This window comes from Bacillus sp. ok061 (assembly GCF_900108285.1).
Taxonomy (GTDB): domain Bacteria; phylum Bacillota; class Bacilli; order Bacillales; family Bacillaceae_G; genus Bacillus_A; species Bacillus_A thuringiensis_S.
On the sequence record NZ_FNUW01000013.1, the window covers coordinates 113730 to 129367 of the forward strand.

A 15638-nucleotide genomic window follows, 5' to 3' on the forward strand; every position below is an offset into this window, starting at 1 on the left:
CTTACTTCGCGTAGTGCGTTGACTGTTCTTTTAACGTTTCTACAAAACTTGTACCCGTTCTATATTGATTCGCTCGTAAAATAAAATGCTTCGCTACTTGAAGACAAATTTGCTCCGCTCTAGCACGTGCTTCCTCATTCTCAATACAAGTAATATCTTTTACTTTCGCTAATCCAACAATACGGCGAATTAATTCCAGACCTGTCACTGCAGCCGTATCCTCTAATACAGATTGCAAATAGACTTCGCTAAAGCCTTCTTCTTTCGCCATAATCTCGGTCACATGAATATCCCAAGCATCTAAAAACTTCTTCTTAAATAAATCAATTATCTCTACCATCGTAGTTTGTAACCAATCCATATACGTATCTTTCTCAGCTCCAGGTGGCATCGTTGCATCTGCATTCACCCAAGCAAACATTAAATTCGCCATTACATTCCCAACGTCATATCCCATAGGTCCATAAAAAGCAAACTCAGGATCAATAACCTTTGTAGAATCATCTCTTACAAAAACAGAACCAGTATGTAAATCACCATGAAGTAATGCCTGTGCATTCGTCAGAAAAGAAAATTTACGTTTCGCTACTTCCATACGAAGCTCTTTATCACTATAAATATGTTCCCTAATCCATCCCTCATTTAACGGAAATAACTCATTACGCTTATTATGATTGGTAAATGGTTCTGAATATACGAGGTCCTCTGTAATCTCACATAATTCAGGATTTATATAATTCTTCACAAGTTCCTTCTTCTCTTTATGATTCATTACAACATCCGATGTTAATAAAAGTGTATTTACCATAAAAGTAGTTAAATCATCCGCAAGCCTCGGAAATATTTGATGATTTATAAGTGCTGTACGTAATATTGTGTGATCCGATAAATCTTCCATTACGCAACAATTCATCACACTATCAAATAAATACACCTTAGGAACAAGTCCAGGTGCTAACTCCTCCTCTAACTGCAAAACATCTGATTCTATACGAATACGATTCGTCGACAACTTAAACTCCTCTGAAATGCGAGCTGTATCCCCAGCTTGCTTTACGATGACAGACATGGTCTCTTTTTCATCCCAAACGCGGAACACATAATTTAAATTGCCATCACCTATTTCTTTACACTGTAACCCCTTTGCATTTTCAAACTTAGATAATTTCTCTTTCACATATGCAATCACATCTTTAGCTTCCATTAAAAAATACTTCGTGAACTTAGACATGGTTTCCCCTCCACACTAATTGTAAGCGTTTTCTAAAAGCTATAAAAAATAATAGGTTGAATTTTTTCATCCTATAAATATGTATTCTTCTTTTTGAAAGGTATATCTAGGTTTTATTATATCTTGTTAGCACTTTGAGTCAATGTTTCTAACTATCATCGTAATATACTTCCTAATTATATATTTGAGATGACAAAAATTGTTCAAAAAATTTCCGATTCATTTTATTTTATTTATCACAAAATTCTTTGTAAAATAGAAGTAAGCAGTTCCTTTTCAAATAAATAACTTCTAAGAAATATTTCCTTCCTAAGAACTTATACTTACACCATATCTCTAACATACACACTACTCTTTCAAACAATCATTGAAAATTTATAAACTTAAAGTTACCTTTCAATTCCCTGTTAGTCTTAATTGAGAATAAATATTAATTAAATTGGTATAAAGTTGGTTTATTCTCTTGACAAAATAACCACTTCTATATGATAATTAATATCGAATTAGAATTATTATAGTTAATTAAAAAATATATTTTATGAGCACACTATTTTTTGATGCTCAAAACCAACATTTAGGAGGAATTTTAACATGTTATTAATCGGCACAGAAGTAAAACCGTTTAAAGCTAATGCTTACCATAATGGAGAATTTATCCAAGTTACTGACGAAAGTTTAAAAGGAAAATGGAGTGTAGTTTGTTTCTACCCAGCTGACTTCACATTCGTTTGCCCAACTGAACTTGAAGACTTACAAAACCAATATGCAACTCTAAAAGACTTAGGCGTTGAAGTATACTCTGTATCTACAGACACTCACTTCACTCACAAAGCATGGCATGATAGCTCAGAAACTATCGGCAAAATCGAGTACATCATGATTGGTGACCCAACTCGCACAATCACTACAAACTTCAACGTTTTAATGGAAGAAGAAGGTCTTGCTGCTCGTGGTACATTCATCATCGATCCAGACGGCGTTATCCAATCTATGGAAATCAATGCTGACGGTATCGGCCGTGACGCAAGCATTCTTGTTAACAAAATTAAAGCTGCTCAATACGTACGTAACAACCCAGGTGAAGTTTGCCCAGCTAAATGGCAAGAGGGTTCTGCAACACTTAAACCAAGCCTTGACCTTGTAGGCAAAATCTAAGGAGTTCGATCAAAATGATACTAGATGCAGATATAAAAACACAACTATCCCAATACCTTCAGTTAATGGAGAACGATATTTTACTTAAAGTAAGCGCAGGAGACGATAACGTATCTAAAGATATGTTATCTCTAGTAGACGAATTAGCTACTATGTCATCTAAGATTACAGTAGAAAAAGTTGAATTAGAGAGAACACCAAGCTTTAGCGTAAACCGCCCTGGTGAAGACACTGGTGTCGTATTCGCTGGTATTCCATTAGGACACGAATTTACATCACTAGTGTTAGCTTTACTACAAGTAAGTGGACGCGCTCCAAAAATTGAACAAAAATTAATCGATCAAATTAAAAACATTCAAGGCGAATATCATTTTGAATCTTATATCAGCCTAAGTTGTCATAACTGTCCTGATGTTGTACAAGCTCTTAACGTAATGAGCGTTCTAAACTCTAGTATTACACATACTATGATTGATGGCGCTGCATTCAAAGAGGAAGTCGAAAGCAAAGACATCATGGCAGTACCAACAGTTTACCTAAACGGCGAATCTTTCGGAAGCGGTCGTATGACACTTGAAGAAATTTTAGCTAAAATGGGTAACGGTCCAGATGCATCAGAGCTTTCTGATAAAGATCCATACGATGTTCTTGTTGTTGGTGGCGGCCCTGCTGGTGCAAGTGCAGCAATTTACGCAGCACGTAAAGGCATCCGCACTGGTATCGTTGCTGAGCGCTTCGGTGGTCAAGTAATGGATACTATGGGCATTGAGAACTTCATCAGCGTAAAAAAGACTGAAGGTCCTAAGCTAGTAGCAAGCCTTGAAGAGCACGTAAAAGAATACGACATCGATGTAATGAATCTACAACGTGCAAAACGTTTAGAGAAAAAAGAACTTATTGAAGTGGAACTTGAAAACGGCGCTATTCTGAAAAGTAAGAGCGTAATCGTTTCTACAGGTGCTCGCTGGCGTAACGTTGGCGTACCGGGTGAAGCTGAGTTCAAAAATAAAGGTGTAGCATACTGCCCACACTGTGACGGTCCATTATTTACTGGAAAAGACGTAGCAGTTATCGGCGGAGGTAACTCTGGTATTGAAGCAGCTATCGACTTAGCAGGTATCGTTAAGCACGTAACTGTTCTTGAATTCATGCCAGAATTAAAAGCTGATGCTGTATTACAAGAGCGTCTTAACAGCTTACCAAACGTAACTGTTCTGAAAAACGTTCAAACGAAAGAAATCACTGGTACTGATAAAGTAAACGGTATTTCTTACATCGATCGTGAAACTGAAGAAGTTCATCACGTTGAATTACAGGGTGTATTCGTACAAATCGGTCTTGTGCCAAACACAGACTGGTTAGGCGAAACAGTTGAACGCGCTCGCGGTGAAATCGTAACAGACAAGCACGGCGCTACAAACGTACCAGGAGTGTTTGCTGCAGGTGACTGTACAAATAATCCGTACAAACAAATCATCATCTCTATGGGTTCAGGTGCAAACGCAGCTTTAGGTGCATTTGATTACTTAATCCGTAACTAATAAAAAACAGGTGCCTTGGCACCTGTTTTTTATTACCCTAATGTATAAACTAAAAACCTCTCATTCCCATTCTTCTCATAAGCCCCAGGCAACCTTACTTCTTTCTTCAGCTTAAACGCAGTCTGATTTTCTAAGAAGAAAATATAGTCCTCAGAAGGATAATATAAAATAATATCCACTTCTCTCCCCGTTTCTTCTACTGAAAGCAAAATGTTATTTACTACATTCATAAACACTTGTACAGAAAATGGATTAAAGAAATAAAAACGGTTATCGCGTGGATCAACCTCATATTCCTGCGCTAAACAACATTGGAATTGAATTTTCCCCTTACTGTTTCGTGCCTTTCGGGCATAACGATCTCGATTATCCATCGCTTCTTTATAAAACTCTTCATTCATTTCAATTCCAACTGCTGATGCACCACATTTATGATGCATATAAAAGTTTAATCGCCCTTTTCCGCACCCAAAGTCTACAATTCGGTCGCTACTTCGTATTTCATATTGATTCAATAACTCATCTAACCCGCTATACGGCGTCGGTTCATAGCGGTGATAATGCATAGACTTGTTAAACCCTTTTTGCTCACCGACTGTTTTTATATGTAAAACTGCATCGTAATATTGTTCGTTCATTCGTTTTCTCCTATTAAAAAATGGTACTTATTATTATACACCATGTACTGGAGGCTCATTTTTTATCAAATTAATAGGTACGTGAAATTATATTAACGATTTTCTTAATATATCTATCGTAACTTCAAATATATCAACGATTTTCTCAATATATCTATCATAACTCAAAATATATCAACGATTTTTCAAATATATCGATTTACCGACAATTCACGACAAAAAAACAGGAGCTCTCTAGCCCCTGTCTTCTAATACTTTCAATACAGTTTGTTTCAATATTTCTACCCCATCCATAATACAACTATGATCAAATCTCATATACGGATGGTGTAATCCAGGTTGTAGGTCTGCTCCTAGTCCAAGCATGACAGCTTTTAAATGTGGTCTTTTCACTGTATAGTAATGGAAATCATCGCTTCCCGTCGTATAGAGCGGTCCCGTACATCTCTCTTCCCCATACACTTCGAGAATACCTTTACGCATAAAGCGCTCTGCTTCTTCGGAAACCTCCGCTCCTGGTGCAAGATCCATCCATTCGTATGAAGTTTTTGATCCCATCGATGCAGCTGATTCTATTACATGCTCTATCTTTTTCTTTAACTCTTCTAATAGTGTATTATTCTCTGCTCTTACATCTAAACTAAAATGACCGTTACCCGGAATAATATTTAAATTATCACCACCAGCTTGGCACCTCGTCATCTTTACTGAATAGGAACTTTGCGGTGGTAGCCATATGTTTTTCAAACCGATATTAATCATGGAAATAACATCAATCGCATTTATCCCTTGATGTGGGCGTGCTCCATGTGCATCTTCTCCGTGAATCGTACCCTCTAAAAATCCTGCTGCTCCATGACGAATAGATGGGGCTGCTTGTTTCAAAGATAGTTCTTCAATTGGTCTTAGATGGACGCCAAATAAGAAATCAGCATCATCTACAGCACCTTTCTCCACCATCTTCAAAGCACCATTACCCTTCTCTTCTGCTGGCTGAAAAATAAATCTAACCGTACCACTTTTCCATCTCATATTTTTCAATTGTAAAATAAGTCCCATTACAATGGTCATATGAGCATCATGGCCACATGAATGGTTCGCTTTAAATTCTCCATCTACTTCTTGCCAAAGTGCATCCATATCAGCACGAATCGCAATAACTGGATTCCCGCCTCCAATCTCAGCAATTACACCTGGACAATCATCAAATGTTCTATATGAAATTCCTTCTTCTTTTAAAAAGTCAGTAATATACGCTGTCGTTTCATATTCTTTCCAACTTACTTCAGGGTTTTCGTGTAAATGCTGAAAAATCTCCATTAAGCGCTCTTGTAGTTCTAATGTTTTCAACGTTCCAGTCTCCTTCCCACATTACAAACGATTCGGGTTAATTATACTTATGAAAAACAGATGTTTTTATGAACATATTGAATTTTAAGAAAAAAGTCAATTGTTTATTTTTAAATACTTAAAAAGCTTACTACTCACCTATATTACAAACTAAACAAACAACTAGAACATTCCTTATTTTCTGTTTTTTATGTTGACGCTTACATAAACTTTTAGTTATCATAATCTAATAAACGTCTATTTTACGACAATTTTAAAAATACAAACAAACATACGTAACAAGGAGGAACTTTATGAAAAAAGAAATACCTTTTGGAATAGCGATTATCCCTATTATCATTACCGTTGCAGTTATGATGGTTACAATTGTTGTATTAAAACAAACCCCTCACGTTCCACTTATTATCGGTACAACCGTTGCTTCTATTGTCGCTTGGCGTTACGGTTACAAATGGAATGATCTTGAAGAAGCAATGTATAAAGGGATTCGTCTTGCATTACCTGCTATCGTCATTATTATTCTTGTTGGCTTAACAATTGGTGCTTGGATTGGCGGTGGAATCGTCGCAACGATGATTTATTACGGTTTAAAACTTTTAACTCCATCACTATTTTTAGTTTCCATTACCGTCATTTGTTCTATCGTTGCATTAGCAATTGGTAGCTCTTGGTCTACAATGGGAACAATTGGTGTTGCTGGAATGGGAATTGGCCTAAGTATGGGAATCCCCGCTCCAATGGTTGCTGGTGCCATTATTTCAGGCTCTTATTTTGGCGATAAAATGTCACCGCTTTCAGATACAACTAACTTAGCCGCAGGATTAACAAATACAGATTTATTCGCACACATTCGTCATATGTTATTTACTACAGTTCCAGGTTTAATTATTACTCTTATCGTCTACGCAGTCTTAGGAAGAAGCTTCGGCGCTAACAATATTGATGCGAAAAGCATCGATCAAACGTTACAAGTATTGCAACAAAACTTTGTTATCTCGCCTTTCCTACTCATTATACCCGTAGTCGTTATGGTATTGGTCGCTAAAAAAGTCCCTGCTATACCAGCAATTCTCTTCGGTATTATTTTAGGATTCTTATCACAAGTCTTTATTCAAGGTGGTTCTGTCTCAGCATCTGTCGGTGCACTCCAAGCTGGATTTGTTATAGACACTGGAAACAAGCTAGTAGACGAACTATTTAACCGCGGTGGCTTAGATTCGATGATGAATACAGTCTCTATGACAATTGTCGCTATGACTTTCGGAGGAGTATTAGAACATACAGGTATTCTTCGCTCAATTGTAAATCAAATTTTAAAGTTAGCGAAATCAGCAAAAGGGCTTATCGCTTCTACTATCGCATCTTGTTTTGCAACAAACCTTACTTGCTCTGAACAATATATTTCAATTGTTGTCCCTTCAAGAATGTACGCAAATGCATACACGGAAAAAGGACTACATTCAAAAAACTTATCCAGAGCATTAGAAGATGGTGGAACATTAACTTCTGTCTTCGTTCCTTGGAATACGTGCGGTGTATTTATTCTCGCAACACTTGGCGTAGGTGCATTTGAATATGCTCCTTATGCTATTTTGAATTTCATCGTACCTATTATCTCAATCATTTATGGTATAACAGGCTTCACAATTGTAAAACTATCAGACATTGAAAAAGCAGAACTACTAAAGAAACAAAAAGCTCAACTAGAAGCTTAAAAATAGCGGTAAATTCAGTTCATATAGTGCGCGAGGTCGCCCTTGTTGATAGGGCATTTCCTCCCCACAAATATGAGCATACCCGTAATCAACTAATTTCTTTAACAACCTTTCTGTCGATCTTCGAGTTACTTGTAAGTACTCAGAAAGGTCAGCTGCTGTAAACTTCAATGACGGATGCGATTGACTAAATTGAATGATTTTTGACAAGTTGGCCGGACTAAGCTTCGTTTCCTTCGCTATTTTCATTAGTTCCGGATTATCATTTTTCAAACTTTGTACTCTCTTTTCTTTCGGGAACGGACCAAACAAATCTTTATCACTTGTTAGTATATAAAAACAACGATCTATTGGATTGTTCTTTGCAAAACTTTGAGCAATTTTTGCATTTTGCTCCGCTTCTTTCACGGTTTTCCCATAACCAAATCCAATAGCTATCGTTCCATCTACGCTCGCAAACAAGTTATCTATCGCATTTGTTTTAATAATTGATTCGATATCACCACGAGTTGTATACAAAATGCATGTCATTTCATCCACTTGTTTAAATGAACCACGTAGTTCCTTTGAAATGACATCTAGTTTTTCAAGCAAACTCGCTCGTAATTCTAAGGAAGAAATAATACAAGCACCAACAGTAGCTGAATAGCTTTTTGCTAACTCAGCTTTTATTTTTGCATCTTTTAGCCCATGTATAATGGACTGTGTTGGATCAATCATACGCTCTGAAGGAACACCTATTTTTTGAAGCTCATCGTAAACAGCGTGAATACTAGTTAAAGCTAAATGAGCCTCTCCAGATTGATATTTAGCTACATGAAAATCGATAACTCTATTTATTTCATCTTTACTCCACAGCATATTTTCATAATCTAACACTTGCGGGCTTTCTTTTATACCAATATCATGGAACACATTTGTAATAAACGAGCGGTCTACTAAATCGATGGAAATGTTATGTGGTTGAATACTTTTATGATACATGATAGAAAGAATGGAAGATGCTACAGTTGTCTCGTCTTGCTGTAAGTATGTACTTGGAATTCGTAATTGTTCTCTTATTTCTTTTGCCATATAATAAGGTAAAGCACCTGAGAAAAAGATGACATCACAAGGCTTTAGACACTTTAATAATTCAGAAGATTCCGCCGGATGAAGGTAAATATATGGATCAATTTCTATTCCTTCTAATTTTTGAGCAATAGGAAAAAGGTTCTCCATAAACTCCTTTGAACCGACAACTGCAATTTTTATCATCATTTTCTCTAACTCCTTATCATTAATTAACGACTATTTAACGTCAACTATATCAAATGTACAAAACTATTGTAAACAGGAAGGGGTTTCTATTCAATGAAAATTACAGCTATTCATCTTTACGCAATTCGTTTACCGCTTCGCAATCCGTTTGTTATTAGTTATGGCTCTTATTCTGATATGCCCTCTATTATCGTCAAAATGGAAACAGATGAAGGTATTATCGGTTACGGTGAAGGCGTTGCTGATGATCATGTCACAGGTGAATCATGGGAAAGTACTTTCCATACTTTAAAACATACGCTAACCCCTGCTCTAATTGGGAAAAATCCAATGAATATCGAAAAAATACACGACATGATGGACAATACAATTTACGGTGTTCCAACAGCGAAAGCCGCAATTGATATTGCTTGTTTTGATATAATGGGCAAAAAACTAAATCAACCTGTATATCAATTAATTGGCGGGCGCTACCATGAAGAATTCCCTATCACTCACGTTTTAAGTATTGCCAATCCAGAAGACATGGCTGAAGAAGCTGCTTCTATGATTCAAAAAGGTTACCAATCTTTCAAAATGAAAGTTGGTACGAATGTAAAAGAAGATGTGAAACGTATTGAAGCTGTACGTGAACGTGTAGGAAATGACATCGCGATTCGCGTTGATGTAAACCAAGGCTGGAAAAATAGCGCGAACACATTAACAGCACTGCGTTCATTAGGACATTTAAACATTGACTGGATTGAACAACCTGTTATCGCGGACGATATTGATGCCATGGCTCATATCCGTTCTAAGACAGACCTCCCGCTTATGATTGATGAAGGACTAAAAAGTTCTCGTGAAATGCGCCAAATTATTAAATTAGAAGCTGCTGATAAAGTGAATATAAAACTAATGAAATGCGGTGGCATATATCCAGCTGTAAAGCTCGCTCATCAAGCTGAAATGGCCGGCATTGAATGCCAAGTGGGATCAATGGTCGAATCATCTGTTGCCTCTTCCGCAGGATTCCATGTCGCTTTCTCAAAGAAAATCATTACGAGCGTAGAGCTAACAGGACCATTAAAATTCACGAAAGACATTGGAAACTTACATTACGATGTACCATTCATTCGCTTAAACGAAAAGCCCGGACTCGGCATTGAAATAAACGAAGATACACTACAAGAACTAACCGTCTTTCAAGACGTTGTACGCTAAAGGAGGACTATCATATGACAGTTCTATACAAAGGAACATTAAAACAAAATAACAATCCATTTCACGTTACATTACTATCACTAGAGCACATCGAGCAAACCTTATCACTACAAAACATTGTAGTTGAAGCACTAGAAGATAAAAGTCGTTTACAACCACTCTCACAAGAAGAATTTCAATACATTCTGGAAGGAAACGGCATGATGATCGGTGCTTTTATCGAAAACGAACTCATCGCATTTCGCGCTCTACTCGTCCCTCCTATCGATGATGAACATTTAGGGCTCGATATTGGTTTGCCAGAAAGTGAACTACACCGCGTCATCTATCAAGAAATCTCAAACGTTCATCCGAACTGTCGAGGAAATGGGATGCAAAAAATATTAGCAAACGTCATCATGGACGAATTACAAAAAGAAGATAGCAAATATGATTATGTATGCTGCACCGTTGCTCCTTTTAACATTCCGAGCTTGAAGGATAAGTTTGCGCAAGGGATGGAGATTGCTGCGCTGAAGGAGAAGTATGGCGGGAGTATGCGATATGTTTTTGTGAAGAAATTGCGCGGAGATAAAGAAAGCGATTGGACGGATGTTCAAAGTATTCTAATGAGTGATGCTAGTGGACAGCAGGCTTTGCTTTCGGAGGGGTATCGTGGGTATGAGATGGAGAAAGTTGATGAAGAATTTGTTGTGAAGTTTGGACGATAATCTATATACTCGAAAAGAGGAGATGTCCCTTGTGACATCTCCTCTTTTCGATTTGTTGAACAATCCTGTAGTAAATGAAATTATATCAACGATTTTTCGAATATATCTATCATAACTTAAAATATATCAACGATTTTTAAAATATATCTATCAAAACTCACAATATATCAACGATTCGACAAGAAATATCGATTTACCGACAAAAATCGATATCCCTTCCTAAACCGTCATCTTCCAACTAGATAAAGCTAACCAGTTCTCCATTTCTTTATAATCAGGCATTATCTTCCCGACAAGCCGCCAAAAAGAACGATCATGATTTAAATGAACCATATGACACATTTCATGAACGACTACATAGTCAATTACTCGCTGTGGTGCCATTGCTAGCTTCCAATTGAATGTTAGTTGTAAATTCGAATCGCAAGTACCCCAAGTACGACTACTATCTGTAATACGAATAGAACGTGGTTTTGTTTTGAAATTACTTTGATGCGCTTTAATACTCTTCTCTACTAAAGATTTACACTGCTTATGGTAAAATCGTTTTAAAGCTTGCTGTATTTTCTCATCCTTTAGCTCTTTTACATAAATATGTAACTTATCCCCTTCAAAAATCGCATTGTCTTGCTCAATACTTACATCTTGGGAAATCTGTATCGGATACGTATTCCCTAAATACAAAAAGCCTTCTCCTTGATCGTAATCCTTTTCCTGTGGTCCACGCGCTCGCTCCGCCATTTCCTTACGAGTTGTCTGAATCCAATCCCACTTTTCCTCTAGCAACTGGACTAAGTATTCAACAGGTGTCCCTTTCGGAGCCTGCACTTCCACATTTCCATACGAATCCACAAAAAGACGCACGGACTTTTTCTTCTTATAAGTTATATGAAAATTAATTGTCTCACCTAAATATGTATGTACCATTTCATCACCTAGCATAGTATTTTTACAAATAAAAAAGAGTAGGATACGAACGTCCTACTCTACCTATTATATCATTTACTGCTTTAACGAACTCATTATCCTCTATACTTTACACCTAATCCCTTAATGAAATTCCTTGCGTATCTATCGCCGCACTCTTTGTAATTTTTATGACCTTTTTTTCTTAATAGAGCGCCTAACTCTCCTTTTGTTACCGTAACGCCTACGCTATCTAATATATCAAGTACATCCTCACTCGTTAAAGATAGTGCGATTTTCATTTTCTTTAGAAGAAGGTTATTGGCACTCTCCTTGCTCTGTACAGGTGCAGGCTGCCCTGGTTTCGGATCTTGCTTTCCTCTTTTTAAAGTAATAAATCCATTTAAAAATGCCTCTAACATCATCATATCGCATGTTAATACGTACTCATCTTCAGCTACCTCATCATTTTCAGCTTCATGCTGAGGAGCCCTCTTTATTTTTGTAAGCATATCAACTACGTCTTCTTTCGTTACTTCCATCCCGCCAAGTTTAAAGATTTCTACCATATCTATATCTTTTATATCTAAAGCGTATCTTACTCTTTTTAATATATCGTTGTTGCTCATTGCCATTGGGTTTCCTCCTGAAATGCTGATTATTTATTCAGCAGTTAAAGTTTATCCTATAACGTGCTTTAAATTATCATGTTTAAATCTAACCTTTTAGTTATTGTCCGCTAAATTAATACTTTAACATTTTAAAGATATGTTTTATAGTCTTACCCGAACTTTTCTCTATCATTGTATCTACAGAGCTCTTACGTGTTTTTTATATGCCTTTAAAAAGATTTCTCTCTTAACATTAACTAAAAGAAAAAAACAGTGCTTTGATTTCTCAAATACACTGTTCTTTTCCAGCTCTACGCTTATTTTCAACTCACTCATGTCATACACTACATATGAAATGATTTAACTGCTTAAAAGTTAAACCGTCTCACTATCCTGAGCCACACCAACACTATCCTCAAACCTATCCAACAAAGCACGCACCTCATCAGTAGATTTCGTGCTCATCAATTGATTTCTCAATTCAGCAGCTCCAGGGAAGCCTTTTACATAAATTTTGAAGAAGCGGTGAAGCCCTGTGATTGAGCGTGGCAGTACTTCTGCATATTGATCTTGTAAATCCAGCTGTAGTCTTAAAAGATCTAGATGTTCTTTACTGCTATGCTCTCTTGGCTCTTTTTCAAACGCAAATGGATTTTTGAAGATGCCTCGTCCGATCATTACGCCATCAATGCCGTATTTTTCAGCAAGTTCCAGTCCCATTTTACGATCAAGGATGTCTCCATTGATTGTTATTAACGTATTTGGTGCGATACGGTCACGTAATTTTTTAATTTCCGGAATTAGTTCCCAATGCGCATCTACTTGGCTCATTTCTTCTCTTGTGCGTAAATGAATAGAAAGATTTGCAATATCTTGTTTGAAAATGTGCGTTAACCAATCTTCCCACTCGCTTAACTCTTTAAAGCCAAGTCTTGTTTTTACGCTGACAGGTAGTCCGCCCTCTTTTGCTGCTTGGATAAGTTCTGCTGCAACGTCTGGACGTAGAATAAGGCCACTACCTTTTCCTCTTGATGCAACGTTCGGAACTGGGCAACCCATGTTAATATCGATACCTTTAAATCCTAGCTCTGCCATACCGATACTCATTTGACGGAAGTATTCAGGATTATCTCCCCAAATATGTGCTACCATCGGTTGTTCATCTTCTGTAAAAATCAAACGGCCACGTACACTTTTCATACCTTCTGGATGGCAATAGCTATCCGAGTTTGTAAACTCTGTGAAGAATACGTCCGGACGACCTGCTTCACTTACTACGTGACGGAAAACAACGTCTGTCACATCTTCCATTGGTGCAAGTACGAAAAATGGTCGTGGTAATTCACGCCAAAAATTATCTATCATTTCAAATTCAAATCCTCTCACTAAGAATACAATTTCAAAATCTCAATTTATAATTTGTGAAAATCAGCAATATTTATTTTAACTAAAATCTCTTATGAATGGTATTTTTGTAAACCAAAAAGCAGGTGGTATAGATTTTTTCTATATCAACTGCTTTCCTATTATACTAACTTAAGCCAAGCTACACACTCCACATGCGTCGTATGCGGGAACATATCAACAGGTTGTACTTCCTGTGTTTTATATCCGCCTTCTTCTAATACTTTTAAGTCACGCGCTAATGTTGCTGGGTTACATGATACGTATACGACGCGGTTTGGCTTCATGTCAATGATTGTGTTTAGTAATGCTTCGTCACAGCCTTTACGCGGTGGGTCTACGACCATTGTGTCAGCAATTACGCCTTCTTTGTACCATTTTGGAATGACTACTTCTGCTTCTCCTACGCCAAATTCAGCGTTTGTCATGTTGTTTAGTGCTGCATTTCGGTTTGCGTCTTCAATTGCTTCTGGAACGATTTCAACGCCGTACACTTTTTTCGCTTTTTGCGCTAGGAATAACGAGATTGATCCGATTCCGCAATAGGCATCAATTACAGTTTCGTTACCATTTAATTTTGCGTATTCTAACGTTTTATCGTATAGCACTTTCGTTTGTTCTGGATTTACTTGATAGAATGAACGTGCTGAAATCGCAAATTTAATGTCACCGATAAAGTCATAAATATATTCTGATCCGTACAGTACTGTAGTTTTGTCTCCGAAAATTACATTCGTACGCTTCGTATTTACGTTTTGAACAATCGATTTTACTTCTGGGAATTTCGCTGCAATTTCTTCAATGATTGCCTTTTTGTTCGGCAATTCTGCTGTACGTGTAATGAAGACAAGCATAATTTCCCCTGTTACTTGTCCGTAACGAGCCATTACGTGACGAAGTGTTCCTTTGTTACGCTCTTCGTTGTACGCAGTGATACCGTGCTTTTCACAAATACGTTTTACTTCTTGAATTAATGTATCGTTTTCTTCTGCCTGAATTAAGCATGATTCCATATTAATGATGTCATGCGTTCCTTGGCGATAGAAACCAGCTACAAGTCCGCCTTCACGTTCTCCGATTGGTACTTGTGCTTTATTGCGATATACCCACGGGTTCTTCATGCCAAGTACAGGATGAACAGGAACATCACCTAGTCCTCCGATACGTTGCATAACGTCACGTACTTGTTTTTCTTTCGCTTGTAACTGTCCTTCATAAGTTAAGTGCTGAAGCTGACAACCGCCGCACTGGTTATATACTGGGCATTCTGCATCTTTACGATATGGACTTTCTGTATGAAGCTTCATTAAACGACCAAATGCGAAGTTTTTCTTCACTTTAATAATTTTAATTTGCGCTTCTTCACCTGGTAATCCGTTTTTAACGAAAATAGGATAGCCCTTTACTTTCGCAACACCGGCACCATCATGTGTTAAATCTTCAAATACTACATCTATAAACTCGTTTTTCTCAACTGGTGGCGTCATTTTAGTACTCATTTTCCGACCTCACTTTTTCATAACACTGCGTTACATTTTATCATACTTATATGGTCTTTTTCTATTGGAAGAAAAAAAGCTATTGACGATACTTCTCTGTTAATGTTACGCTACTACTAATTTAATACGGACGATGTTACCTCATATATACTTGATAATATGGATCGAGAGTTTCTACCCGGCAACCTTAAATTGCTGGACTATGGGGAAAACTAATGAATATTAGCCTATGCGCAAAAAAGGACTCATATTGATTAGCTTTCTCTCATAGATGAAAGTGAATCCATATGGGTCTTTTTTTATTTTTCTAAAAGGTCAGACATCTTACGTATGACATAAAACCTCATTCCTTTATTTTTAGTAATATAACGAGCGTTTTATGTACAAACTTTATACGAACTTCTGAAAGGGGCAA

Annotated in this window: 13 protein-coding genes and 1 riboswitch; of the genes, 5 read left to right on the forward strand and 8 right to left on the reverse strand. The window is 37.1% G+C overall.

Annotated elements, in window-relative coordinates; genetic code table 11:
- Position 1 precedes the first annotated feature (1 nt).
- Complete coding sequence (mtnK, locus tag C4S65_RS18165) at positions 2–1231, reverse strand: S-methyl-5-thioribose kinase (RefSeq protein WP_061666184.1); 1230 nt, start codon at positions 1229–1231, stop codon at positions 2–4.
- A gap of 591 nt (positions 1232–1822) precedes the next feature.
- Here mtnK and ahpC point away from each other — a divergent pair.
- Together ahpC and ahpF are read left to right on the forward strand one after the other, a co-directional pair.
- Positions 1823–2386 (forward strand): alkyl hydroperoxide reductase subunit C, encoded by a 564-nt coding sequence (ahpC, locus tag C4S65_RS18170; protein WP_000924420.1) that lies wholly within the window; start codon positions 1823–1825, stop codon positions 2384–2386.
- A gap of 14 nt (positions 2387–2400) precedes the next feature.
- Positions 2401–3927 (forward strand): alkyl hydroperoxide reductase subunit F, encoded by a 1527-nt coding sequence (gene ahpF, locus C4S65_RS18175; protein ID WP_000599512.1) that lies wholly within the window; start codon positions 2401–2403, stop codon positions 3925–3927.
- 32 nt (positions 3928–3959) lie between these two features.
- On the opposite strand, the gene C4S65_RS18180 is transcribed toward ahpF, so the two are convergent.
- Together C4S65_RS18180 and C4S65_RS18185 are read right to left on the reverse strand one after the other, a co-directional pair.
- The gene (locus C4S65_RS18180; RefSeq protein WP_061666183.1) at positions 3960–4565 is read right to left on the reverse strand and encodes a class I SAM-dependent methyltransferase; all 606 of its coding nucleotides are present in this window, start codon (positions 4563–4565) and stop codon (positions 3960–3962) included.
- 234 nt (positions 4566–4799) lie between these two features.
- Positions 4800–5915: a M20 peptidase aminoacylase family protein gene (locus tag C4S65_RS18185; RefSeq protein ID WP_086406867.1), complete on the reverse strand. Its 1116-nt coding sequence runs from the start codon at positions 5913–5915 to the stop codon at positions 4800–4802.
- 293 nt (positions 5916–6208) lie between these two features.
- Between C4S65_RS18185 and nhaC the strand changes: the two genes are divergently transcribed.
- Positions 6209–7630: a Na+/H+ antiporter NhaC gene (gene nhaC, locus C4S65_RS18190; RefSeq protein ID WP_086406868.1), complete on the forward strand. Its 1422-nt coding sequence runs from the start codon at positions 6209–6211 to the stop codon at positions 7628–7630.
- On the opposite strand, the gene C4S65_RS18195 is transcribed toward nhaC, so the two are convergent.
- Positions 7619–8890, reverse strand: a complete 1272-nt coding sequence (locus C4S65_RS18195; RefSeq protein ID WP_086406869.1) for a transcriptional regulator — start codon at positions 8888–8890, stop codon at positions 7619–7621. The two genes, nhaC and C4S65_RS18195, sit on opposite strands and share 12 nt — an antisense overlap.
- 93 nt (positions 8891–8983) lie before the next feature.
- Between C4S65_RS18195 and C4S65_RS18200 the strand changes: the two genes are divergently transcribed.
- Together C4S65_RS18200 and C4S65_RS18205 are read left to right on the forward strand one after the other, a co-directional pair.
- Positions 8984–10093 carry a dipeptide epimerase gene (locus C4S65_RS18200; RefSeq protein ID WP_000704487.1) on the forward strand — a complete coding sequence of 370 codons (1110 nt, stop codon included), beginning with the start codon at positions 8984–8986 and terminating at the stop codon, positions 10091–10093.
- A gap of 14 nt (positions 10094–10107) precedes the next feature.
- Positions 10108–10803 carry an N-acetyltransferase gene (locus C4S65_RS18205; protein ID WP_086406871.1) on the forward strand — a complete coding sequence of 232 codons (696 nt, stop codon included), beginning with the start codon at positions 10108–10110 and terminating at the stop codon, positions 10801–10803.
- A 219-nt stretch (positions 10804–11022) separates the two neighbouring features.
- On the opposite strand, the gene C4S65_RS18210 is transcribed toward C4S65_RS18205, so the two are convergent.
- The 4 genes from C4S65_RS18210 to rlmD form a co-directional block, all read right to left on the reverse strand.
- Complete coding sequence (locus tag C4S65_RS18210) at positions 11023–11730, reverse strand: SprT family zinc-dependent metalloprotease (RefSeq protein ID WP_086406872.1); 708 nt, start codon at positions 11728–11730, stop codon at positions 11023–11025.
- A 95-nt stretch (positions 11731–11825) separates the two neighbouring features.
- Entirely contained in the window at positions 11826–12344 is a 519-nt protein-coding gene (locus C4S65_RS18215; RefSeq protein WP_001251704.1) for a DUF1456 family protein, read from the reverse strand.
- Between the two features lie 351 nt (positions 12345–12695).
- Entirely contained in the window at positions 12696–13685 is a 990-nt protein-coding gene (locus C4S65_RS18220) for a tRNA-dihydrouridine synthase (RefSeq protein WP_086406873.1), read from the reverse strand.
- A 161-nt stretch (positions 13686–13846) separates the two neighbouring features.
- Positions 13847–15223: a 23S rRNA (uracil(1939)-C(5))-methyltransferase RlmD gene (gene rlmD, locus C4S65_RS18225; protein WP_000105032.1), complete on the reverse strand. Its 1377-nt coding sequence runs from the start codon at positions 15221–15223 to the stop codon at positions 13847–13849.
- Positions 15224–15344: 121 nt separating this feature from the next.
- Positions 15345–15446: riboswitch (purine riboswitch) on the forward strand.
- Positions 15447–15638: the final 192 nt, after the last annotated feature.